The sequence below is a fragment of the Flammeovirga sp. AWQ4_249 genome (genome assembly GCF_056161045.1).
Genome location: NZ_JBSWYJ010000004.1, coordinates 97,113 through 119,566, shown reverse-complemented (window position 1 = coordinate 119,566; position 22,454 = coordinate 97,113). Strand labels below are relative to the sequence as shown.

Genomic DNA, 22,454 nt, shown 5'->3' with positions numbered 1-22,454 from the left:
TCTTCCTATTATCATATGATTTTTTGAAAAATTGTTAAATCAAACCAATTAAAAATTTCATTTTTTTTAGATAAATGAACTATACACTATTCAAACACTTCAAAGAAAGTTGTCTTTTGGTAGTTTTTATTGCGTTGTTTTGTGTGTGTGCAGTATAATATATTGATTTTTAGGTATTTTCATTCTTTTAGTAAACAATACAAATAATTGAGTGAAAGTTTATGTATTTATATTGAATTCTTTCATTCCTATGTTTTTTTGTAGTACATTATTTACTAATTATTAATCAAACTACAATGCGTCTTTTATTATTTACCACTCTAATACTTTTCTGTTCATCTTGTCAACAGAACACATCACAATTGGATAATATTGAATATACCACACATGATGTTTCATCGTCAATTCACCCAGATTCTTCATTAGATAAGATCGTACAACCTTATAAAATCAAATTGGATACTAAAATGGATGAAGTTTTATCGAATACAACGATTGATTTAACTTTGGGTAAAGAGGTAAATACATTGGGAAATTTTGTGTGTGATGCAACAACTCAATATTTGGAAAGTAAAAACTTGGGACCAATAGATCTCTGTATCATGAATAACGGAGGATTGAGAGCTCCAATTTTTAAGGGTGATATTACAGCAAGACATATTTATAAATTAATGCCATTTGATAATAAATTGATCTTGATAACTCTGAAAGGTGAGGCGATGCAGGAATTATTTGATTTAGTAGCTAAAAGAAGAGAGGCAGCAGGTGGGTTAGTCTTAACTGTAAAAGATGAGAGTCCTGTTAATCCAAAAATTAACGGTGAAAATTTTGATTTTAGTAAAGAATATGTCGTGTTAACTTCAGATTACCTATATCATGGAGGTGATAACATGACTTTTTTCAAAAAAGGGTCCAATTATGTTGATCCAAACCTTATGATAAGAGATGTGCTCTTGGAGTATTGCAAATCATATCCAAATGGTATCAAAGTAGATAATAAACCAAGACTTTTATAATAATGGAGAATTCAAAAAGAAGAGAATTTATCAAGATTCTTGGTAAAGGAGTATTAGGGTCTTCTATGGGTGTGATTTTGCCTATTTCCTTAGTGAATGCGGCTCAAGAACCAATAAAATTGACGATTCTACATACAAATGATACACATAGTCAGATAGAACCTTTTCCCAATTCACATAGAAAATATGCAGGATTAGGAGGTGTAGCTAAACGTAAAACGTTGGTTGAAAAAGTGAGAACTGAAGAAGAAAATGTTTTACTATTGGATGCTGGTGATATTTTTCAAGGAACTCCTTATTTCAATTTTTTTAAAGGAGAAATTGAATTTAAGGCAATGTCGGAGATGAATTATGATGCAGCAACAATTGGTAATCATGATTTTGATAATACTATTGATGGTTTTGCAGATATGTTACCTCATGCAAATTTTGATTTTTTAGTTTGCAATTATGATTTGAGAAATACAAAGGCTGATGGCAAAACAAAACCATATAAAATTTTTAATAAAGGTGGCTTGAAAGTGGGTGTTTTTGGTCTTTGTATAAAACTAGAAGGATTGGTCGCTAAATCTTGTTACAAAGAGACTAAATACATTGATGCAATTGAGAAAGCTCAAGAGTTAAGTGCCATTTTAAAATATGAAGAGCAATGTGATTTGGTGATATGCCTATCACATTTAGGATATGAAGCTTTTAATGAAGGTGATTATTCTGATCAAGTATTAGCCCGTAAAACAAAAAATATAGATGTAATAATTGGTGGTCATTCACATACCTTTCTTGATGAGCCAGTTATCAGAGAAAATGCAGAAGGAAAAGAAGTTTTAATTACTCAAGTTGGTTATGCTGGGATTAAATTAGGGAGGCTTGACTTCTATTTTAACCAAAAAACAAAAGAGAAATTAGCATATTCAACTGAGATGTTTAATTCTTATTGGGTCTAAAATTTTATGAAGATATCTTTTAATTTTATATGCCTAATATCTAGTGTATTAATAGCTTCTATTTTTCTATTATTTCCATTAAAAGTGGTGAATAATCTTAATGAATTTATTAGCTATTTATTATTCACATTTGATACAACTTTTTTATACGTAGTTTCCTTTATTTTAATCTTTTGTATTGCTTTAACATTTAGCCCTTGGGGGACTATAAAGTTAGGGGATACCACACCTGAGTTTTCTACTTTTTCATGGATAGCCATGCTTTTTGCTGCAGGAATGGGGTCTGGATTAATTTTTTGGGGTGTTGCAGAACCGTTATATCATTTAAAGGCACCAATAAATGAGTATGCTTCATTATTGAGAGCATTATCCATTACTAATTTTCATTGGGGATTACATGCTTGGGCTATATATGCATTTTCAGGATTAATCATTGCCTATTTTTCTTATAACAAAAAGAGAGAAATGACCATTTCTGGAACACTGTCTTCTTCTACAAATATCTGGATAAAAACAATTGATTTATTAGGTGTTTTTTCAATTTTATTTGGAGTGGCAGGTACTCTTGCAAATTCTATTGCTTTAATTCAGACAGGCTTTGAAAATATTTATAGTGGATTTGATTATGGCATGGAGTTTAGAGTAATATTATTACTTATTATAGCGGTGATATTCACATTTTCTTCCTTAACAGGATTAGATAAGGGAGTGAAGATTTTGAGTAATTTCAACGTTATAATAGCTTTTTTACTTTTAGCGTTTGTTTTATTTTTCACGGGTTTTATACCTGTAATTAAACAATTCATTTTAGCATCAATTGACTACATCAAAGTACTATCTGAACTTTCATTTATAATTCATGATGATAGTGCGAAGTGGTCTCAAGGATGGACAATTATATATTTCCTGTGGTGGATTGCTTGGGCTCCTTTTACAGGTTTATTTATTGCTAGAATTTCAAAAGGAAGAACAATAAGGGAATTTCTAATTTCTGTTATTATTTTTCCAACTATTATCACCATTTTATGGTTTGTTGTTTTTGGTGGAGGTGCAAGTCATTTTGATAATTATAATCTTATTCAAGAGGCCGTTCAGAATGATTATACAAAAGGGATTTTTATGTTTTTTGAAAACTTCCCATTTACTAAAGGTATTTCTATTTTAGCAATTTTATTATTGATTACTTTTGTAATTACTAGTGCAGATTCAGCAATTTTTGTTACCGTGCTTTTAACGGGAAGAGATTCAAAAATAAATAAGATAGTTTGGAGTTTTGTCATGGTAGGGATTTCGATTGCTTTGATTTATCAAAATAATGTTGATTTAAATAAAGTAATTGCCATAACCGGGGCTATTCCGTTTGTCGTGATATTAATTCTTCAAGGTATAATTTTTATGAAAAGTCTTTTTGATGATAAAAAGGATATTTTCAACAATAAATAACGAAAAAAACTGAAGTATATACATTTCAAAACAATATCTATCAACTTATACCTTCGTAATTCGTATTTTATAGGTATTAATAAGACTGATATATATGAAAGTATACGACGTAATCATCATTGGAGGTGGACAAGCAGGGTTGTCCGTAGGTTATTTCTTAAATAGACAAGGGTTAGATTTTCTAATTTTAGATCAAAATGAAAAACCGGGTGGAGCCTGGGCAAAAGCTTGGGATTCTTTACAACTTTTTTCGCCAGGGATTTATTCATCATTATCTGGTTGGATGCTTCCTAAAACTGAAAAAGAATTTCCAGTAAGAGATGAGTTTATTAATTATTTAAGTAAATACGAAAAACGATATAATTTTAATATTGAGCGTCCTGTAGATGTTTTAGATGTAGAACTTAAGGATGATATCTATACATTAAAAACATCTAAAGGAACATATAATACTAAGGTCGTTGTAGGAGCTTCTGGTACTGCTTCAGGGCCAAAGATTCCACCAATTAAAGGGAATAATTTATTTCAAGGGCAACAATTACATTCTGTACAGTATCAAAGACCAAGTCAAATTAAAGGTGATAAAGTTTTAATTGTTGGAGGAGGTAATAGTGGGGCCCAATTGGTAGCTGAATTAACGAAAACAAAAAGTGTTCAATGGACGACTTTGACCCCTCCAAACTTTCTTCCTGATGATATTGATGGAAGATATTTATTTGAGCAAGCCAATCGAAAATATCAAGAGTACCTCCAAGGAGAAGTTTCTAAAGATAAGTTTTCAATCAGTGATATTGTAATGTTGGATAGTGTAAAAGACGCAAGAGAAAGAGGTGTTTTACATGCTCGACCATCAACTTTTACGATAACCGAAAATGGAGTGTTATGGGAAGATGGAGTAGAAGAGCAATTTGATGCTATTGTTTGGTGTACTGGTTTTAACGCCAATATTTCGTATTTGAATTCTTTAGGCATTGTAAAAGAAGGAAAAGTAGATACTGATGAAACTAAAGTTAAAGCACTTCCGGGAATGTGGCTTGTAGGTTTAGGAAATTGGACTGGATACGCATCAGCTACTATATATGGTGTTGGAAAAACAGCGAGAAAGACTGTTGAAGAAATTGTTGCTTATTTGAATGACTAAGAATATCAAGAGAGGATAAAAACTTAATTTTCTTTTAGAATAGTTAAAGAAAACCTATCTTATAAAGATTAATAAATTTTTTAATACTTTATACTATGGACTTTTCTTCAATCAATTTCGTTGCTGTATTTGTTGCAGCACTCGCGTCTTTTGTGTTAGGGGCGTTATGGTATAGCCCACCGCTATTTATTAAAACATGGCAAAAAGAGCTGGGTTTTACCGATGAATATCTTCAACAAGGGAGTATGTTGAAAATATTTGGCTCTAGTTTTATTCTTATGTTTGTCATGTCATTTGGTCAAGCGATGTTAATGGCTCACAGTAATCAAGCTTTGGGTTTAGCGAATGGAGCTTTACATGGCTTCATGATAGGGTTATTATTCGTTGGGTGTTCAATAGGTATAAACTACTTGTATCAACGAAGAAAATTTAAACTTTGGTTAGTGGACAGTGGGTATCAGATCCTTTTTTTAACTATTCAAGGTATGATCATAGGTGTTTGGGCCTAAAATAAAAAAACCACTTGAAGTTGATCAAGTGGTTTTTTTATTAATCTATATTGATTATTGTTTGTGTTACTCAGCAGGAGCTTCTTCACTAGGAGTTTCAGCAGGAGCATCTTCAGTTGCTGCAGGAGTTGGCATTGGCAACTCTTCAGCATTTTCGATACTTGATGAAGTAGGAGTGTTTGCAGTAGAATCTTTTGGAATGAAAGCATTCACACCAAGCGTTAGTACGAATAAAGAAACAACTAAAATCCAAGTTGCGTTTTCAATCCAAGAAGATGCTCTTCTTGCACCCATCATTGAGCTACTAGCAGCACCCATGTCGCCTGTTAGTCCTCCACCTTTTGAATCCTGAGCTAAAACTACTAATACAAGAAGTACAGCAATTACTAAGATCAAGATTATAAAAAAGTACATCATTGTATAATATGTTTATTGCTTTAGATAATTAATTCTTTTGCAAGAATTGAATTCGTTCTGCAAAGAAAGTAGCTTTATTTGGATTTTTCAAGATTAGATGTTGATAAATTGAGATTGCCTCCTCTTTTTTGCCTTGTTTTTCCAACATTTTGGCAAAATTCTCTGTTTTAGGAATACTTTCATCAAAATTTGTTTGATTTGAAAGGTCTAAATTTTCGATTTCATCTTTAGCTTCCTTCGAAAGTGGAGATATCGAAGGCTGTTCTTTAATGAAAGTATCAATAATATTTTGTTGAGATGAAATTTCAGATTCAGGATTAAATTGACTGAAATCAATAATGTTTTCATCATTCATTGCACTAACACTTTCGTCATAATTTCTTTCTTTAGCGAAATCATCAGGAAGGTTAATATCATACACCGGAATCATCGTTTCATTAAATAATAACCCATCTTCCTCGCTAGATTGTTCAACAGCATAATTAGTGATAGAAGTTTTGCTGAAATCTAATAAATCTTCATCCAGACTTCCTTCATCAGTTAATTCATTGATGATTTCATCTTCATCCTTCTTACGAGTATCTAAGAAACCTTGAAAACGATTCATCATTTCGTCAGAACTGATAATTGAGTCAATCTCATTTTCTTCTTCCTGACTTAATTCTTGAAGTTCAGTTTTTTCTTCTTCTTGAATATTCTCTGTTATCGGTTCCTCTGATTTTATTTCGATGTCTTTTACTTCAAATTTCTCGATGACTTCAGGTTCACTTTTTTCAATTAAATCCTCAGATTTCTCTTCTTCATTGAATGAAGATGACATTTTTGCTAACTCAGCAAGCACTTCATCTGCTATAGAATTAGATGTATCTTCATTATTTTCAGATAGATCTGTAGAATTTGTTTCTTCTAAGTCATTTAATATCTGCATTTGAAGGTCATCTTCTTGTATAGTGTTATCAGATGTCACTTCAAGCTCAGTTGAGATTTCTTCCTCAACCTTCTCTACAATATTATCATCGTGAATAGGGATGTTTTCTTCTATTGTTGGAGGTTCTTCCTGAATATTTTCTTCAATTTCTGTAGTGTCTAATGAATTAAAGTCAGAAGATAAAGTATCTAACATTCCTGCTTCATCAGCTTCTATTTCAATGCCTGAAGTATTTGGAAGATTTATATTATTGTCAAAAGTAGTGTCCAGGAAAATTTGCAATGAAGGTCTATGTGATACATATGCCGCTGCACTTTTTACAGAAGCCGCATCACCATTTTCAGCTTTAGCTAATAAAACTCTTAAAGCCCCAAAATAGGGATAGAGTATAATTGCTTTTTTTAAGTCTTCTACATCATCTTTTGAAATTGTAGAAGGATTTTCTAACCACTTGTTAAGTAATATCTGATTCACGTTCTAAGAGTAAGATCGAAGTGGGGGATAAGTAATATAATTTGGATATAAAGTCTTAAAAAAAATACTTTATATCCAAATATACACTTTTTTACCAATCTGCTAGTGCTTTTTGGAAGGTATCGTAAATAATTTGCTCAAAAATCACCTCGATGGCTTCACTTTCTACATCTTGGACATTTTGATTTCCAGGAAAATTGTAGAAAAATGAGAATCCTTGATCAAAACTTTTTTCGTCATCAAAGTTATTGATAAAGTTAGTTTTTACAGTGATGGTTAACCTTTGTTCTTGTGTTTGTTGGTCTTCACCACCACCAGGAGAAACAGCTGTAACTCTATAACCTGTAATTGCACCAGAAAATTCTAAATCACCTTTTCGACCCTGTGGAGCCATGGTTAAACTAGTATTTCTTAAGATGTATTGTGTTAGTTCATCTGTAAAGGTAAAAGCCATCGTAGGAGGTCCATCAGAAGCTTCGTTTGTATAAGGTTCTACAGAGAATGTTTTGATGGCAGGATCAATATTTACCCCTGAAAAAGTAAATCGAACACCTGTGCATGCAGATAGTGCGATTAAGGGTAAAATAAGAAGTACCCTAAATTTGGTGAATAATTTATTCATCTAATTCGTATTGTTTGATTTTACGGTAAAGTGTCCTCTCAGAAATTCCTAAATCCTGAGCGGCATACTTACGTTTATTGTTATTTTTTTGTAATGCTTTAATAATCAACTCCTTTTCTTTCTTTTCGATAGATAGAGATTCCTCCTCCGGTTTTACCTCGACAACTTTATCTAAGTCATATGTATTGTTTTCATATGAACTATCATCATTGGAAATAATAACAGGATTATCATCTGTCGGTGGAGTAGGAGGATTATAATTAAAGTTTGTGCTTGGTGTACTTGTCGGACGAACTGTAATACTTGTATCCATTGGTTGAGGAGCAGAAGTTGTCTGATTTTCATCCATGATATTGCTGAAAAGTTTAGGGTTTTCAGCCAATACAGTGCTAGCAGTTGTTTTTCCTTGAGCCAATTGAATAACAATCTTTTTTAAGTCATTCATGTCTTGTCTCATATCAAATAATACTTTGTACAATAAATCTCTTTCATTTAAAGATTGATCATCATTGTCCAGTACTCTTAATTTATTATTGGCAGCAGGTAAATATCTTTGCATAGTTTCACCAGATACCACACGATGTAATTCCAATGCCGACATTTGTTCCGCTAAATTTTTCAATTGACGGATGTTGCCTGGAAAAGAAAAACTCAATAATACCTGTTTTGCTTCAGGAGTCAAAGATAAAGGCTGTACATGATATTGCTCTGCAAAATCAGTTGCAAATTTTCTAAATAAAAGTTCAATATCTGTACCCCTTTCTCTCAATGGAGGGACAGCGATAGGAACTGTATTTAATCTATAATATAAATCTTCTCTAAATTTTCCTTTTTGAACATTTTTCAAAAGATTGACATTGGTTGCAGCAACAACACGAACATCAGTTTTTAAAACTTTAGAAGATCCAACTCTAATAAATTCTTTATTTTCTAACACACGAAGTAGACGTGCTTGTGTTTCCACAGGCATTTCTCCAATCTCATCTAAGAAGATTGTACCACCGTCTGTTACCTCGAAATAACCTTTTCTAGATTCATTCGCTCCGGTAAATGAACCTTTCTCATGTCCAAATAACTCAGAATCAATAGTACCTTCTGGTATGGCACCACAGTTTATAGCAATAAATTTACCGTGTTTTCTTGCACTTAGTTGGTGTATAATTTTAGAAAATGACTCTTTACCAGACCCACTTTCTCCTGTAATCATAACGGTAAGGTCAGTTGCTGCTACTTGTGCTGCAACCTGAATAGCATGATTTAAACTATTGGCGTTACCAATAATTCCAAACCTTTGTTTAATGGATAATAATTCTCTGTTTTCCATGTATGGTAAAACTGAAGTTTAAGTATGACTAATTGTCATGATAAAACTACAATTAGTCAATTTAATTGATAATCAATCTTTTATGTTGATGATTCACGACCGCGATACTAAAATTTTAGCATTTTGGTTGATTGATCGAAGTTATGCAACAGGTTTAAAAACCTTTGTGATACTAACTCCTAATGAACCATCATTTAGCTTTCCCATGCTCAAATCTCCACCCTCTAAATTACTGAGTCGAAACCCTAAGCCGTCCATCATGAGCCGGTTTCTCATTTCTGACTCTTTAAATTTATTCTCAAGTCTTTTTATATAATCTTCCATAAGATCAACTTTAGAAAGAATTTTATCTAATTTATCTTCTTTTTTTTCTGGTATAGGTTCTAAAGGAGTTTCAACAACTTCTTTAAACATTGGTTCTACTCCAGAAAAAAGCCAATTCCAATTGATTAAAGGTCGCCCTTCTTTACCATCAAAGTCTTTTGTTATTTGCTGAATTAATTTTTGTGGTGGTGTTTCACAGTTTTTGTAATTATTTACTGTGATTTTACTAACTCCCATTCTATCAGCAAGTTCCTTTGATTTTCCCCAAGTATCCAAATCATACAATTGTATAATTCTTTCTGAGATTTCGCTCATAATTGTTTAAATTTATATTTAACATTATAAAAATATTAAATCAAAGTTTGAATTATTAAATTTAACCTTATATCTTTTAGTTAAAGATTTACTTATACAAAGTTAAAAAAAATCTTTAATAATAAAAAAGGTCACATAACGGGCTGCAACCCTTGTGACCTTTTATCATTTAAATAAAAATGTACAACAAATGAAACATTTTAAAGTTTCAAATGCAATTCTTATGATATTATTAACAATAGTATTATCAAGTTTTGTAGAAAAAAAGCCTATCAAAAATAATGATAAGGCTGGAGCTACTGTAGTATGCACTTTCTCAATCTGTAAATACACTTTTGAAATGATTGCAGAAGCACATCAATTGAAAGAGTGTAATGAAATAAAGGAATTTGTTATTCCTGATTATGATCCAAACGATAAATGGTCGTGGTGGAGAGAGTAGCAGAAACCCACAAAGTAAATATTTGTTTGTTATTGCTACTGAATGATGTTGCTAATGCAAACTACTTAAAAGCTGGTCAGACAATACTTACACCAACGAACAACTAATGAACAGAACAAGCTATAATTACTCCTATAACAACCTTCATGCAGAAGAAGGTAAGAAGGATTCAGTGAATTCTTTATTGTTATCATCTACAGTGGTAGACCTATTGCCAAGTTTTGATTTTGAAGTATAGATTTTAAAAGAATTAAAGTGGTTTCTGATAAAGAGGTCTATGATTTAAACTTGGAATCCGAAGGTTATATTTTTCTTCTACGTGGAGCTAAGTCAGGTATTAATGGATATCATAAATCCATAAAAGCTATTGTTATGAGAACTTTAGCCTTCATTACCTATTATGAAAAGGAAGATTGGAAATTAATTGTGATGGATTAAAACCAAAATTGAAGAACTATGAAAGATGTGTTAGATCAAATACAAAATCAAAAAGATCATGAAGCTCATTGGCTTAAACAACAAGGTCAGTTAAATGAGACTTTAAGAATTCATAATAAATATTCAAATGAGGAAAAGAGTAGTCCACCGATTTTTATCAAATCAGTGAGTTTCATTGCACAAATAATTAGTTTTTTGTTAGCTGCATTTTTACCTATTTCTTTTATCATTGACCTTCACAATAATAAAGGATTTGTAATTGTATTGTTAGTGGCAAGTGTCCTTTTACTTGGATTGATTGAGCTCTCTAAAAAGATTTAGTTTAGAAAAATTGTTGGCCAAACACTACAATACTAAAAAGAATTCCTCAACTCTTATTGTATTTATAGTCTTACTCGGTTTGATTTCCGCTTTTACTTCTACCCTTGGTGGAGCAAAATGGGGAGAATACTTAGCAGATCAGTCTAAGTTGATAAAGACGAATTATAATGATGAAAGAAAAAAAGTTAATGATGAATACGAGAATTCAATCTTGAAGCTAAATAAAGAATCAAAAGAATGTGTAAATCCGTTAGTTATAGATGAAAAATAAATATATCTAATCCTGCTGTGAGGAAGAAACTTACAAACATAGAAGATAAAAAAGCGACTTTAGAGCAAGAAAGAATAAATAGATTAAGTGATATAGCACAACTTGAAATGGAAGCTTTATCTGATAACTCGGAGAACTTCAAGTTCTGGGAGTCTGTAGCTATGTGTCTTTCTATTTTATTTGAAATTACATTATGGTTATCGTTATTTTATTGCTATTCGATTGAGTCAAAATTTGCAGAAAAAATAGCTGGTAAAATTAGTTATCAATTAGCCCATCAAAATCAACAAACAAATAATACAAATACCTTTCAGGTACCTCAACAAAATGCGTATTCTATTAGTGTATTTGGACCTCCAAAAGTGGAAGAAAAGAAAGAAGAAAGTAGAATAGGTTTTTCAGCTCCTATTCCTGAACAGAATCAGAAGGTCTGTCTTACATGTGGAAGAAGTTTTAAAGCAAAACACCCTTCTCAGAAGTTTTGTTGTAATAAAGGTGATGGAAATTGTAAGGATAAATACAATAATGAACAACGTCCTCATTACACCAATCCAGGACAATCAGAATTAGATTTTAGCAAAAGTAATATTGGTTAGGTAAAGCTTAACGGTTCATTTTTATGTTGTTTACACACTCTTACACAGACCTACAAAATATGTTTGTCTGTGTAAAGTGTAAAACACAGTAGAAAGTTTGTGTTTAAAATTTTGTCAAAATGAATGACACTTATAAAAAGTAATGGAAAAACTTGTACCAAACTCAAAAAGTTTTTTGGTAAATAACATTACACAGTCGATACACAATTACACAGGTAATACACAGTTACAAATTAAGTAAAATGAATAATACAGTAGCAATTACAACTGATAATAAAGAAGTTCGTATAGCTCCGGAAAGAATTCGAAAGGAGCGTAAAGACATATTTATTGAAACTGCTAATAATCTAAGAGGTCATCTTATAAAATATAATATACAAGTGGAGGTTTACAATGACAATAGGGGTGATGCCCCTAAAAAGCAATATGTAAAGGATACACACTTTATGCGTGCAGATAAGATCTTTACGTCTTATCTAGGTTATAGTTTTGCCAATGATCAGAAGGTAAAAGGAAAATCAAAAATTATTGATGGAAAGAAATATGTGTAATTAGATTTAGCTCCTATGGCTATGTGCAAGTCAATTAGTACAAAAGAGGTGAAAACAAGGGGTAATTACACAAAATCAGACTACGAAAGATTACAACGACACTATAACAGATTAGAGGAAGCAGGAGTTATTATGATCTCTAAAAATGAGAAAAACTTTTGGGCAATTTTCCTATTAGATGCTGTCCTATCATTCTAAAACTACTAAGTAGTAGACATTTCAAAAACATATACTTCGTTTTGAGTACTAAATAGACGTATTCACTCAGTGTTGATCAGCTGAGAAGGTCTCAAAAACTAAAAAACAAAAGCCACAAAAAAGTGGCCTGATACCCTACACCCTAAATTTTAGTACATACTACTCAAAATACAGACTCATTAATAGTCATAATGGGTAAAGACTTTTAAAACTTATAATTCTAAGTATTCATTCTAAGTCTCTTAATTCTAAGTTTTTCATTCTAAGTACATACTAAATAAAGATTTCAATCATGAAAAAAGAAAAAAAGTTATCAACGAAGTTACCAACAATTGTAGAATATTTATTCAAGCACAACCATATACCTAAGAAAATAAGAAAAGGAGGTAAGGAGTTTTGGTATAGTTCACCAATTACAGGAGGTGATTCAAACCCAAGCTTCAAAGTAGATATACAAAAAGATGTATGGTTTGATTATTCAACTGGTATTGGAGGTCATATTGCAGACCTTGTGGTACAAATGAAAAATGTTTCAGGTAAAGAAGCTTACCGAATGCTGTATAATGAAAAACCATTTGTAGACCATTCTAAAATGAGAGAAACTTTTCATGATGTTCAAGCAAAAACAATTAATGAAGGAGAGGTTCATCAGGCTTCACAAAAAGATTATGTAAGCCATAAGGATCTTTTGAAAAATAGCATGGCAATAAAATACTTAAAGAGTAGAGGCATTAATCCCAATGATGCAGCAAATCATATGTCAGTGGTACTTTATTAATCCAGTGGGAATTTAAGAAGAGATGGGAAGCCATTTTTCGCAATTGGGTGGAAAAATATGTCAGGAGGTTGGGAGTTATCCTCAATGTCAATGGATAAGAGGTTTAAGTCCTCTATTGGTAAAAAAAGATCTAACTTATATTAGATGTAAAAGGACTGAAACAACAGTAAAAGAAGTGACAATCTTTGAAAGTATGATTGATTTTCTTTCCATCTTAAACTATACGAATAGGGCAGATTTAATTTTTAATACAGATATCATAATCCTCAATACAACGGCTGTATTTCAACAGTATTTTGAAAGGTTGACAAATCATTACCATACATTCCATTGCTATACTGATAATGATGATGCTGGAACACAAATCATACAATCATTACAATCTAAAATAGAAAGTAAAAGAATTATTGTAAATGATTGCCGATTATTCTTTGATGGTTTTAAAGATATCAATGATAAAGTAGTAAGACACCAAGCAGAGCGAGGAGCAATAGATCAAACATCACTGAGATATAATGCTAGTTTCAAAGAGTCCATTTTTAAGGCCTTGGTTTTGTATAAGAAGTCAACTTCTGTGCATATGACAGATGATTTAGCCTCAAAATATTGGTATTCTTTAGATACAAAAGAGGAAAGATAAAAGCACCAAAAGAAATTAAAATTCAATGAAACTATTGATGAGTTGATTTCTACCTTCTCAGGTTTTAGAATAATGTATGAAAGGGTGATGAAGCAAAAAGCTGAAGGGATAATTCAATCTGTAACTTTTTATTATAACCAGGCAGTGAAGGGTGTGGATAATACCATATTTTAATTAGGAGAATAAACTGATGTTAATAACTTATTCTTATAAAAGATGTGAGTATCAAAGTAATTAATTTAAAAACATTCATTCTATATGAATCAGGAATGTTTTTCCTCTTTTTTACTAATCAAGAACTTTTATTTATAACTCCTTAGTCTATATTCTGATAAGGTCTACTTTCATTAAGCATTTTGTTCATTTAAATACGAAACGTAATGAAAAGAAAGGTCGTAAATGAGAGCATAATCAATCATTTATTCTCAAAATTTATTCAAAATGAAAGACCTGACTTTAAAAACAGCTTTAGAACAGTTATCATCTAAATTACGATTATCTGAAAAAAATTTCGGAGGAAAAATAAATATAATTGGTAAAGATCCAATTGTTGCTTCTAGACACCATATTGGAGAAGCTACTGCTGTATTATTATCTCTTCTAGGAATGGAATTGGCTTCGGTTTGGAAAGATAGAACAGGAATTAATCAGGATATAGAAATTGATGTTAAAAAGGCAGTAAGTCAACTTGCTGCAATCATGTATACCAAACAAAACAATGTGACTGTGCCTTATGATGATATGGGTATGGTAGAGACCACTGATTTCTTTAAAACAAAAGATAATCGTTGGGTATTTATTGTTGCTTCATTACCACATTTACGTCAAAAGGCAAGTGAAGTTTTAAAAGCAAGGCCTACTGCTGAGGCATTTAAAGAAGCAGTGGGGCAATGGAATGCCATTGATCTTGAAAATGCGATGAATGATGCAGGAGCGGCTTGTGCTATGGTTAGAACAAGAGAGGAATGGAAAGCTACTGAACAATACCCTTTCACACTAAAAGATGATCTTATTCAGATTGAAATGATGGGTGATAGCACACCGAAACCTTATACCGAAAACCCAAATCTTCCACTTTCAGGTATTAAAGTGATTGATAATACACACATATATGCCGGACCAGTAGGAGCACGTTTTCTTGCGGATGCAGGTGCTGATGTATTAAGGATTTTATCTCCTAATATGCCAAACCCTCCAGTTATGGAAATGGATACAATTCCTGGAAAAAGAAGTGCTTGGTTAGATTTCAGAGAGCCAGAAATGAAAGATAAGTTCTGGGAATTAATTAAAGATGCTGATGTCATGATCAATGGATACTTACATCTAGAACAATTTGGGATTACTCCTGAAGAAGTGAAAAAAGTCAATCCTAATATCATCTTTGCTGATATAAGAGCCTACGGTTTTAGTGGTCCTTGGGTAGATAGAGGTGGATTTGAACAACATGGTCAGGCTGTTACAGGGTTTAATGTAAATGAAGGTTCTTTTGAACAACCTATTAACCCTCCTACCTATTTACTAAATGATGTAATGTGTGGTTTAGAGGTAAGTATTGGAATTATAGAAGCATTAAGAAGAAGAGCAAAGTTTGGAGGTAGTTATCATGTTAAAGTATCGTTATCTAGAAATGCAGATTGGTTACAAGAGTTCGGTCTATTTGATGATGAGTATTTGACTGCTCAACAACTTCCTACTTCTTTATTAAGTAATCCTGGATTGGGAGGAACATTAAAAGAAGAATTTAAAATGCCATTATGGACCACTCCTGAAGGTCCTCTTGGTGAAATGAGTGTTCTTCCATTACAAATAAAATTCTCTGAATTAGCCATTGGACCAAGATATAGTGGAGATCCTAACGGTGCAGCACCTCTTAGTTGGAAGGGTTTTGAAGAAATTAGAAATACTGAAGAATACAATGGAGTAGATTTTACGGTATTCGATCTAAAGTAAAATCAGTTTTTATATTAATAAAGGATATCTTAAATGAGGTATCCTTTTTTTATTTATTTTCAAGAGCTAATTTAGGTATGTAGATCAACTAAAGAGGAATATATAATTATTCAATGAAAGATTTTAAATGGCATAAAGAAAGAATATGTACCACTTATAAAGCCCAAGAAATGCAAGAAGGATTTTTTAAACTGGATAATACATTTGGGGATGGGTATATTGGTTTTTTCGAAGTTTACCCCAATGTTTATGTCAGAATAATGCATTTTATTTTAAAGCAGGATTATCAATGGGATTTAGATTTTTCTGAATATTCGCATTTTAACTATCAATCCTCCTTCTTCAACCCCAATAAAGATGTTGTGGTGGGGGATGGTGATTTGCAAAAGGTAAATAAATATGGATTGAATATTACAAGTAAAGATTTCCGCTCTAGAGGTCAAGCATTAAAAGGACAATTGGCCTCTCAATGTACTATTTATTATTCCGATGATATTTTTGAGATATTCCCTAATCCTAAAGTAGAAGCATTCCATAAAAAATCAACTCATTTCTTTCGTTATTTTCATCAAAGAGATGAATTAAAACATTATACTTTGGATTTCCTTGAAACCAAAGATTATAGCGATAGCTTAAAATATCATTTTTACCTCGCTAAAGCCAAGGAATTGGTGCTCATACTCATGAATATGTTTGAGCAAGAACAAGATCAAATGGAATACTTCACTGAAGAAATTCCTAATGTAAAATACGAGGCACTATTCAGAGCACATGATTGTATTATGAGTGATTTAAAGTCAACACCATCTGTTGAGGAATTATCAAAGAAAGTAGGTTTAAATATCAAGGTATTACAGAAATTATTTAAAAAAGTATTTGGCTATACAGTCTATCAATATTACTCCATACAACGATTAATAATCTGCCGTGATTTGCTTATCACAGGAAAATATACTATAAAATCATTGGCCTATGATTACAATTTTAATGATTTTCAACACTTCTCTTCTTCATTTAAAAAGCAATTTGGTTTAGCTCCAAGTAAATATTTGGAATATTACCAGTATTCAGTGATGAATTAGTCCTGTATAATTTTGTATTAATACTTAATAAATTATTTAAAGGGTCATAGATCTACTTTAAGTCAAAGATTTAAAATAATGATTTAATCAAGGTAACTAAACTACACGAATAGAGCAGATTTAATTTTAATCTAGAATGATGTTAAGAATTGATAGTAGCTCTTTGATATCTCGATAACAAAGCGAAAATCGAAGTTTTAGATATATCTCTAGTAAAATGATTCCTTTAGGGATTCATTGGCATTTAGAATATATAGAAAAAGATGAGTTCATTGTCAATGATAATCATTTTTTCTAAAATAGAAGCGTTTTAGATAGACCTTTTAAAACTACTGATAATGTATTGAAATTAAAGTTATTAATACTGATGTGATAAAAGTATAGTATTCAGTTAATAGACTTTATAATTGATTATGGAGCAATTTTACTGTTCAATTATTTTTTTTGTATTTTCTATACAAACCTATAAAGAATTAAATTATGAGAACCTTTACTTTTCAGAAGAAGAGATATGAAAATTACCAAAAGTATTTCATTGATGTTTTTGGAGGAACACTTTTAGATGATTGTTTGATCAAAGTGGATAATGACTTTGGCAAGGGTGAAGTTTTTATCTATGAAAATAAAGAGATGCGTTTTGTGGTTCTTAATTTAAAAATAAAAAAAAACTATTCTGTTTTTATAGAACACGATCAGAAATACGATTATTCATTACGCTGTTTTCCTGTGCCATATATTTATGAACATGAGAAAGAGAAAAAAACAATTGAAATTAAATGTCCATTAGGTTTTATTCTTGTCAAAAAAAATGATACACTTAAAGCTGAAGTATGCGAAGAACAGAAAGTAACATCAGTAGCAATTTATTGTGACAAAAAGAGTTTTTCAGAGCAAATGAATTTGAGTTTTTCACGAGTAAAAAATTACTCTGTAAATGTTGGTGGTAGTAAATTTATACGTTGGAAAGAAATCTTTTTTACTCACACAAGTTCATCTTTTCAGCAAGGTTTGTATACCCCTTGGGCGAAATGTAAAATGAATGAGCTATTTATTCTGATTCAGAACAATATTATTGAAAATTCAGATAAAGATGATTCGAATGCATTCTATGATTATGAATTTGATGTGGCTTTACAAATAAAAAATAAAATTGATAGTGATGTATATTACAAACCCGTAATTAGTGATTTATCAAAAGAATATGGTTTAAACCCTGTAAAGCTTAGTAATGTTTTTAAATATACTTATGGCAAAACTATCTATCAATATTATAAGAGGAATAGGATGACAGTGGCCAGAGAAATGATTATGAATTCAGATCAAACCTTGAGTCAAATTGCGTATGAATTGGGGTATACCGATATCAATCACTTATCAAAAGAATTTAGGAAAACATACGATGTAAGTCCATCAGATCTTAGAAAATAATTATTCCTTTTGTCTTAATTGAGTAGGTTTTACTCCAAACATTTTAATTCTACTTTTAGATAGATGATTAGCGTCAGTGAAGTTAAATTCATAAGTAATTTATTGTCTTAGATAATATTGAACCCTTTGTAAAAAAATAACTTAATACTATTTAAAAACGAACACTTTCGAGATATCCACAAGTAAAGACACAAATGCATTGTGTCTTTACAGGGATGTTACTAGGAAGAGAATTTTAACTTCGTTTTTATGTGCCTTCATTCATTAAAATGAATATGAAAATGCTAATCGATAAATAGGAGATTCATTTTGGTAATCTTGATAATCGGTGAATTCTTGTCCATAGATTGTTTTTTGTTCTCCACTATTGATAAGGTTATTTACTTTAAAACTTAATGCTCCTTTGTCTTTTAAAATAGATTTTTTGATAGCAAGGTCTACCCCAAACGATGGTGCGATTATTCGTTGAGAATCATACTGTTCTCCAATAAATCTTCCCAAAAGCTGAATATTTATTCCTTTATAAGGTGAAATACTAGTGTTTAATTTTAACGAATAATTAAGAAGAGGTGCATTACTAGGAATAAAATAGTTTTTATCATTAATCGACAAATAATAAAGGTCTACAGAACCGTTCCACTCCCACCAATTGAACATTGAATAACTTGCTGAAAGAGATAAACCAATATTTAATGCTTCATCTAAATTTTCATAAGTAGTCACTGTAAGATCTTTTGAAGTATCATAATTCACTACGCTTCTGATAATATCTGTACTTTTTCGTGTGTAAATTGTGGTGGTAAATTTAAAAGGTCCTTCACCTGAATAACCATAAGAAACCTCTACAGAATTAGTATATGTAGGCTGTAATGCTGGATTACCTTCTACAATATTTTTTGGATTTGTTGAAGTCTCCATTGGTAAAAATTGTATATCTTCTGGTCTTTTGATTCTTCTTGAATAACCTAAACCTAATCTTCCATTATCTCCTAATTGATATTGAACTTGGAATGATGGAAAAAGGCTTTTATAATCCATAGTATATGTACTATCTAAGGAAGATACTCCTTGTATACTACTTATTGTATTTGAGAACTCACCTCTTAATCCTGCTATAATTTGAGCTTTTCCAAGTTCTAAATTATAAGTTAGGTAAAATGAATTTTGAAAACTCGTGTTAGGATACTTATAAGTAAGGGTCTCATTTAGGGAATAATTTTCCTCAGTTAGGTTCATTTCTGCAACCATTCCATGAAACTTATATCCTACTTCTAAAGTCGAATGTTTTGACAAGTTATAATTATAATCTACTTGTAAAGTAGTAATTCCCCATTCTGCATAAGTAGTATTTTTCTTTAATGGATTCCATATATTGTCTTGTTCTTGATCAGAACTTAAACTCATGTCAGAGTATCCCAACTCTGTAAAAAGATCAATTTTTAAAACACTATTTCTAAAGTCTTTTTTATGATTAAAATTAAAATTATATCCTTTTGAATAGTTGTAATTATTTCCTTTTTGATCCTCTAATGAAATACTATTTTGATCTTCGTCGAAATATTCATTTGTATATGAATTACTGGTTTCTGTTTCCCATATCCAGCGGTCTACTGAGAACGTTGAAGTATTAGTAGAATCCCAAAGTACATCGAATCCCATTTTTACCATCTGATAACCATCAAAATTATTTTCTTTTTGAGATTGGTACAAACTATTTGTACTCTCCGTATAAGTTCTATTTAAATGAGTAGTACTTTCTAAATTTGTGTGACTCTGATATACTTGAGTAAAGAAATTAAATTTCTTTTTTCTATAATTTAACCCAACAAAACCAGAGTATTTATTATTAGAACCTACAGAAATATTTAGATTTCCATTCAATCCTTGATTCGTCTCTTTTTTTGTTATAATATTAATTATTCCCGTTAATCCTTCAGCATCATATTTAGCTGTAGGGTTAGTAATCACTTCAATTTTATCAATAGCATCACTAGGTAATGATTGTAGTACTTGATTTAGGTCTAATTGAGATGGTTGTCCGTCTAAAAGAATTTTCACATTGTTATCTCCTCTTAATGATATTTTCCCATCTGCACCAACATTTATTTCAGGCAATGTATTTAAAATTTCTGAGGTAGAACTTCCACTAGTAATCATTGTTTCACTTATATTAAATACTGTTTTCTCAGAGTGATTTTCTATAAATACTTTTTTACCATAAATAACTACTTCTTCAAGCTGTTCAATTGAATGTGAAAGTTGAATAACACCTAAGTCTATTTTTTGCTTGGTCATTACTTTAAATTCTTGTTGAAAAGTTTTATAACCAACAAACTGAACAAATAGAAGGTAGGTACCTGATTTTACTATATTTAATCTAAATGTACCACTTTCATTTGTCAAATCTGTAGACATTGTATGACCAATCGTATCTGTAATAACCACTGTGGCATAAGCTACTGGCAAAAGGGATTCCTGATCAATTACTTTTCCAAAAACTTCTTTGTTATTAGTAGATGTTGCGAACGTATTAGGAAAGAATTGAAATGAAAATAGTACGAATAAAAATATTTGGAGGATATAACTTATATTTTTCACTTTAGTATAATTTAGTGGTAAACAGATATGGGCATCTATTTTTTTAATAAATAGTATTGACTGATTAATCAGTCAATTTTTAATGTAAAATGAGTTATAATTATACCAACATAAAAACTATTTAAAGATTATTGATTGAGATATGATGAATATCTATTTCTAAATTCCTTTTTAATACCAAGAATTGGATATTGATCATCGGCATAGATATAATTCATGCCTATACCGTCGAGTTCGGAAATGAATAAGTAACTATATAAAGATTTTTCTTCTTCTGACAACTCATCAAATAAAAATTGCTTATGAAACTCTAATAGAAGTTCAAACCTTTTTTTAATTAAGTCATCAAGAATAGTCCTTGTTGAAGGTTGGAACATGATATTGAGATAAAGTCTAAATTCAGATTTATCATTTGCCATAGAATCAAATGCCATGTCAACAAGGTGGTTTAATCGTTCAATTGGTGTTTGAGAACGGTTAAGTCCTTTAATCATAGTGACAACTTGATTAGTTGTATTTTCAAAAATTGTGCGTAATAAACCATTTTTATTTTCAAAGTGGTGAAAAACTAAACCTTGAGAAATCTTAGCTTCTTTACAAATAACTGATACTGGTGTTTTATCGAATCCGTTTTCTGAAAATAACTTACTGGCAACTTCTAATATTAGTTCTTTCTTATCCATAATTTAAAAATGATTTAATACTATTGATTTTATATTTTTACTATAATTCTAATTGAATTAATCAAGATAAAATTAATCCTCAAATTGTTCTAATGGATGTTTCCATACGTATGGATCACTATAAGGACCTTCAACTGTAGAAGTAGAAGTAATACCATTTAAGCAACCTGGAGTTAACTCTCTTGCAAACCAGTTTTCGATTGGCATTTGCGTTTCTGCTGGAATACCAATGTTATGCGGTGTACTATATCTTCTACCATAATGGTGTTTTTCACCTGCTACGAATACAACGTCGGGTTGTAATTCTTTTTCAGCATATTCCATCAATTTTGTGGCAAGCTTTTTACCTTGATGTTCTGTTAGTACTGCTAAAGGTGCGATAATATAACATTTAAGGTGTGGTGCTTCGTCAATTGTCATTGGTGTATAACATGCGTGTCCTACACCTTCGATAATGATTGAATAACTACCGTCTTCGATCATGTCTACTGCTAGATCTCCATACAATTTGGCATGTCTTTCGTCGTAAATACCTCCTGCATTTTTGAATGCTTCAAATTCAATTTGGTAAGCAAGTTTCTTGTGTTCTTCCGATTGTGAATCAGTGCGATAATTTAATGACTCTTTTTTCATTGTAGTATAAATTAATTTAAAAACTAACTGACTAATCAGTCGGTAAATACACTAAAAATATCGACACTGAAAAATTAAGGTTGTCAAAACTTTATGTTATTAATATATATTAATAATTTTTGTTGTATAATTTATATTCATTTTTGATTTAAAATAATGTTTGAACCTTGGTAGTTTATTTTAAAACAGTTTTACAATTCGATTACGCCCCAAATACAACCCTAAGAATACATCCAACGTACATTTCACGCTGTATTTACGCTATTCCTACGTACATTTTTAATTTTTATACAATCTTGAAAGGACGCTGAGATGTATATCCAAATCAAATACATTCAACCAGATCAAATTAATGCATCCACATTACTATCTCTTTATATGCAATTTT

Annotated in this window: 26 protein-coding genes; 18 read left to right on the top strand and 8 right to left on the bottom strand. The window is 31.0% G+C overall.

Features of this window, described 5'->3' with window-relative positions; all coding sequences use genetic code 11:
• Nucleotides 1-296: 296 nt before the first annotated feature.
• The 5 genes from ACXAHM_RS05470 (at nt 297) to ACXAHM_RS05450 (ending at nt 5,053) form a co-directional block, all read left to right on the top strand.
• Complete coding sequence (locus ACXAHM_RS05470) at nt 297-1,016, top strand: 5'-nucleotidase C-terminal domain-containing protein (protein ID WP_474959401.1); 720 nt, start codon at nt 297-299, stop codon at nt 1,014-1,016.
• Nucleotides 1,017-1,018: 2 nt separating this feature from the next.
• Complete coding sequence (locus ACXAHM_RS05465; RefSeq protein ID WP_474959400.1) at nt 1,019-1,960, top strand: bifunctional metallophosphatase/5'-nucleotidase; 942 nt, start codon at nt 1,019-1,021, stop codon at nt 1,958-1,960.
• A gap of 6 nt (nt 1,961-1,966) precedes the next feature.
• On the top strand, nt 1,967-3,403 hold the full coding sequence (locus ACXAHM_RS05460; RefSeq protein ID WP_474959399.1) for a BCCT family transporter: 1,437 nt from the start codon (nt 1,967-1,969) through the stop codon (nt 3,401-3,403).
• Between the two features lie 94 nt (nt 3,404-3,497).
• On the top strand, nt 3,498-4,544 hold the full coding sequence (locus ACXAHM_RS05455; RefSeq protein WP_474959398.1) for an ArsO family NAD(P)H-dependent flavin-containing monooxygenase: 1,047 nt from the start codon (nt 3,498-3,500) through the stop codon (nt 4,542-4,544).
• A gap of 95 nt (nt 4,545-4,639) precedes the next feature.
• On the top strand, nt 4,640-5,053 hold the full coding sequence (locus tag ACXAHM_RS05450; RefSeq protein ID WP_474959397.1) for a DUF1761 domain-containing protein: 414 nt from the start codon (nt 4,640-4,642) through the stop codon (nt 5,051-5,053).
• A gap of 66 nt (nt 5,054-5,119) precedes the next feature.
• On the opposite strand, the gene secG is transcribed toward ACXAHM_RS05450, so the two are convergent.
• The 5 genes from secG to ACXAHM_RS05425 all read right to left on the bottom strand — a co-directional run bounded on the left by secG (nt 5,120) and on the right by ACXAHM_RS05425 (nt 9,457).
• A complete protein-coding gene (gene secG, locus ACXAHM_RS05445) occupies nt 5,120-5,470 on the bottom strand; it encodes a preprotein translocase subunit SecG (protein WP_474959396.1) in 351 nt (116 codons plus the stop codon).
• Between the two features lie 28 nt (nt 5,471-5,498).
• Nucleotides 5,499-6,872: a hypothetical protein gene (locus tag ACXAHM_RS05440; RefSeq protein WP_474959395.1), complete on the bottom strand. Its 1,374-nt coding sequence runs from the start codon at nt 6,870-6,872 to the stop codon at nt 5,499-5,501.
• Between the two features lie 91 nt (nt 6,873-6,963).
• The gene (gene lptE / locus ACXAHM_RS05435; protein WP_474959394.1) at nt 6,964-7,494 is read right to left on the bottom strand and encodes an LPS assembly lipoprotein LptE; all 531 of its coding nucleotides are present in this window, start codon (nt 7,492-7,494) and stop codon (nt 6,964-6,966) included.
• Nucleotides 7,487-8,818: a sigma 54-interacting transcriptional regulator gene (locus ACXAHM_RS05430; protein ID WP_474959393.1), complete on the bottom strand. Its 1,332-nt coding sequence runs from the start codon at nt 8,816-8,818 to the stop codon at nt 7,487-7,489. The genes lptE and ACXAHM_RS05430 overlap by 8 nt, the downstream gene beginning before the upstream one ends.
• 141 nt (nt 8,819-8,959) lie before the next feature.
• Nucleotides 8,960-9,457 (bottom strand): helix-turn-helix domain-containing protein, encoded by a 498-nt coding sequence (locus tag ACXAHM_RS05425; protein ID WP_474959392.1) that lies wholly within the window; start codon nt 9,455-9,457, stop codon nt 8,960-8,962.
• A gap of 190 nt (nt 9,458-9,647) precedes the next feature.
• Here ACXAHM_RS05425 and ACXAHM_RS05420 point away from each other — a divergent pair, with 190 nt between their 5' ends.
• The 13 genes from ACXAHM_RS05420 (at nt 9,648) to ACXAHM_RS05360 (ending at nt 18,152) form a co-directional block, all read left to right on the top strand.
• Nucleotides 9,648-9,899 carry a hypothetical protein gene (locus ACXAHM_RS05420; protein ID WP_474959391.1) on the top strand — a complete coding sequence of 84 codons (252 nt, stop codon included), beginning with the start codon at nt 9,648-9,650 and terminating at the stop codon, nt 9,897-9,899.
• Nucleotides 9,900-10,005: 106 nt separating this feature from the next.
• Nucleotides 10,006-10,137 (top strand): hypothetical protein, encoded by a 132-nt coding sequence (locus ACXAHM_RS05415; RefSeq protein WP_474959390.1) that lies wholly within the window; start codon nt 10,006-10,008, stop codon nt 10,135-10,137.
• Between the two features lie 17 nt (nt 10,138-10,154).
• Nucleotides 10,155-10,337, top strand: coding sequence for a hypothetical protein (locus tag ACXAHM_RS05410; protein ID WP_474959389.1), 183 nt, complete (start codon nt 10,155-10,157; stop codon nt 10,335-10,337).
• 18 nt (nt 10,338-10,355) lie between these two features.
• Nucleotides 10,356-10,658 carry a hypothetical protein gene (locus tag ACXAHM_RS05405; protein ID WP_474959388.1) on the top strand — a complete coding sequence of 101 codons (303 nt, stop codon included), beginning with the start codon at nt 10,356-10,358 and terminating at the stop codon, nt 10,656-10,658.
• A gap of 79 nt (nt 10,659-10,737) precedes the next feature.
• Nucleotides 10,738-10,929, top strand: coding sequence for a hypothetical protein (locus ACXAHM_RS05400; RefSeq protein WP_474959387.1), 192 nt, complete (start codon nt 10,738-10,740; stop codon nt 10,927-10,929).
• A 17-nt stretch (nt 10,930-10,946) separates the two neighbouring features.
• Nucleotides 10,947-11,525, top strand: a complete 579-nt coding sequence (locus ACXAHM_RS05395) for a hypothetical protein (RefSeq protein WP_474959386.1) — start codon at nt 10,947-10,949, stop codon at nt 11,523-11,525.
• Nucleotides 11,526-11,767: 242 nt separating this feature from the next.
• Nucleotides 11,768-12,076, top strand: a complete 309-nt coding sequence (locus ACXAHM_RS05390) for a hypothetical protein (protein ID WP_474959385.1) — start codon at nt 11,768-11,770, stop codon at nt 12,074-12,076.
• A 21-nt stretch (nt 12,077-12,097) separates the two neighbouring features.
• Complete coding sequence (locus ACXAHM_RS05385) at nt 12,098-12,274, top strand: hypothetical protein (RefSeq protein ID WP_474959384.1); 177 nt, start codon at nt 12,098-12,100, stop codon at nt 12,272-12,274.
• A gap of 292 nt (nt 12,275-12,566) precedes the next feature.
• Entirely contained in the window at nt 12,567-13,052 is a 486-nt protein-coding gene (locus tag ACXAHM_RS05380; protein ID WP_474959383.1) for a hypothetical protein, read from the top strand.
• A gap of 22 nt (nt 13,053-13,074) precedes the next feature.
• Nucleotides 13,075-13,692 carry a toprim domain-containing protein gene (locus tag ACXAHM_RS05375; protein ID WP_474959382.1) on the top strand — a complete coding sequence of 206 codons (618 nt, stop codon included), beginning with the start codon at nt 13,075-13,077 and terminating at the stop codon, nt 13,690-13,692.
• Between the two features lie 441 nt (nt 13,693-14,133).
• Nucleotides 14,134-15,642 (top strand): CoA transferase, encoded by a 1,509-nt coding sequence (locus ACXAHM_RS05370; protein ID WP_474959381.1) that lies wholly within the window; start codon nt 14,134-14,136, stop codon nt 15,640-15,642.
• Nucleotides 15,643-15,755: 113 nt separating this feature from the next.
• Entirely contained in the window at nt 15,756-16,724 is a 969-nt protein-coding gene (locus ACXAHM_RS05365) for a helix-turn-helix transcriptional regulator (protein WP_474959380.1), read from the top strand.
• Between the two features lie 480 nt (nt 16,725-17,204).
• Nucleotides 17,205-18,152, top strand: coding sequence for a helix-turn-helix domain-containing protein (locus ACXAHM_RS05360; RefSeq protein WP_474959379.1), 948 nt, complete (start codon nt 17,205-17,207; stop codon nt 18,150-18,152).
• Between the two features lie 264 nt (nt 18,153-18,416).
• Here ACXAHM_RS05360 and ACXAHM_RS05355 read toward each other — a convergent pair whose 3' ends face one another.
• The 3 genes from ACXAHM_RS05355 to ACXAHM_RS05345 form a co-directional block, all read right to left on the bottom strand.
• Complete coding sequence (locus tag ACXAHM_RS05355) at nt 18,417-20,750, bottom strand: TonB-dependent receptor (RefSeq protein WP_474959378.1); 2,334 nt, start codon at nt 20,748-20,750, stop codon at nt 18,417-18,419.
• Between the two features lie 128 nt (nt 20,751-20,878).
• Nucleotides 20,879-21,433 (bottom strand): TetR/AcrR family transcriptional regulator, encoded by a 555-nt coding sequence (locus tag ACXAHM_RS05350; RefSeq protein WP_474959377.1) that lies wholly within the window; start codon nt 21,431-21,433, stop codon nt 20,879-20,881.
• Nucleotides 21,434-21,505: 72 nt separating this feature from the next.
• A complete protein-coding gene (locus ACXAHM_RS05345; RefSeq protein WP_474959376.1) occupies nt 21,506-22,066 on the bottom strand; it encodes a GNAT family N-acetyltransferase in 561 nt (186 codons plus the stop codon).
• Nucleotides 22,067-22,454: the final 388 nt, after the last annotated feature.

Coding starts and splice junctions, on each gene's coding strand:
- lptE (WP_474959394.1), bottom strand. CDS start 7,494: ATGAATAAATTATTCACCAAATTTAGGGTACTTCTTATTTTACCCTTA.
- ACXAHM_RS05420 (WP_474959391.1), top strand. CDS start 9,648: ATGAAACATTTTAAAGTTTCAAATGCAATTCTTATGATATTATTAACA.
- ACXAHM_RS05370 (WP_474959381.1), top strand. CDS start 14,134: ATGAAAGACCTGACTTTAAAAACAGCTTTAGAACAGTTATCATCTAAA.
- ACXAHM_RS05465 (WP_474959400.1), top strand. CDS start 1,019: ATGGAGAATTCAAAAAGAAGAGAATTTATCAAGATTCTTGGTAAAGGA.
- ACXAHM_RS05365 (WP_474959380.1), top strand. CDS start 15,756: ATGAAAGATTTTAAATGGCATAAAGAAAGAATATGTACCACTTATAAA.
- secG (WP_474959396.1), bottom strand. CDS start 5,470: ATGATGTACTTTTTTATAATCTTGATCTTAGTAATTGCTGTACTTCTT.
- ACXAHM_RS05390 (WP_474959385.1), top strand. CDS start 11,768: ATGAATAATACAGTAGCAATTACAACTGATAATAAAGAAGTTCGTATA.
- ACXAHM_RS05450 (WP_474959397.1), top strand. CDS start 4,640: ATGGACTTTTCTTCAATCAATTTCGTTGCTGTATTTGTTGCAGCACTC.
- ACXAHM_RS05350 (WP_474959377.1), bottom strand. CDS start 21,433: ATGGATAAGAAAGAACTAATATTAGAAGTTGCCAGTAAGTTATTTTCA.
- ACXAHM_RS05385 (WP_474959384.1), top strand. CDS start 12,098: ATGTGCAAGTCAATTAGTACAAAAGAGGTGAAAACAAGGGGTAATTAC.
- ACXAHM_RS05345 (WP_474959376.1), bottom strand. CDS start 22,066: ATGAAAAAAGAGTCATTAAATTATCGCACTGATTCACAATCGGAAGAA.
- ACXAHM_RS05405 (WP_474959388.1), top strand. CDS start 10,356: ATGAAAGATGTGTTAGATCAAATACAAAATCAAAAAGATCATGAAGCT.
- ACXAHM_RS05415 (WP_474959390.1), top strand. CDS start 10,006: ATGAACAGAACAAGCTATAATTACTCCTATAACAACCTTCATGCAGAA.
- ACXAHM_RS05375 (WP_474959382.1), top strand. CDS start 13,075: ATGGGAAGCCATTTTTCGCAATTGGGTGGAAAAATATGTCAGGAGGTT.
- ACXAHM_RS05455 (WP_474959398.1), top strand. CDS start 3,498: ATGAAAGTATACGACGTAATCATCATTGGAGGTGGACAAGCAGGGTTG.
- ACXAHM_RS05470 (WP_474959401.1), top strand. CDS start 297: ATGCGTCTTTTATTATTTACCACTCTAATACTTTTCTGTTCATCTTGT.
- ACXAHM_RS05425 (WP_474959392.1), bottom strand. CDS start 9,457: ATGAGCGAAATCTCAGAAAGAATTATACAATTGTATGATTTGGATACT.
- ACXAHM_RS05380 (WP_474959383.1), top strand. CDS start 12,567: ATGAAAAAAGAAAAAAAGTTATCAACGAAGTTACCAACAATTGTAGAA.
- ACXAHM_RS05460 (WP_474959399.1), top strand. CDS start 1,967: ATGAAGATATCTTTTAATTTTATATGCCTAATATCTAGTGTATTAATA.
- ACXAHM_RS05430 (WP_474959393.1), bottom strand. CDS start 8,818: ATGGAAAACAGAGAATTATTATCCATTAAACAAAGGTTTGGAATTATT.
- ACXAHM_RS05360 (WP_474959379.1), top strand. CDS start 17,205: ATGAGAACCTTTACTTTTCAGAAGAAGAGATATGAAAATTACCAAAAG.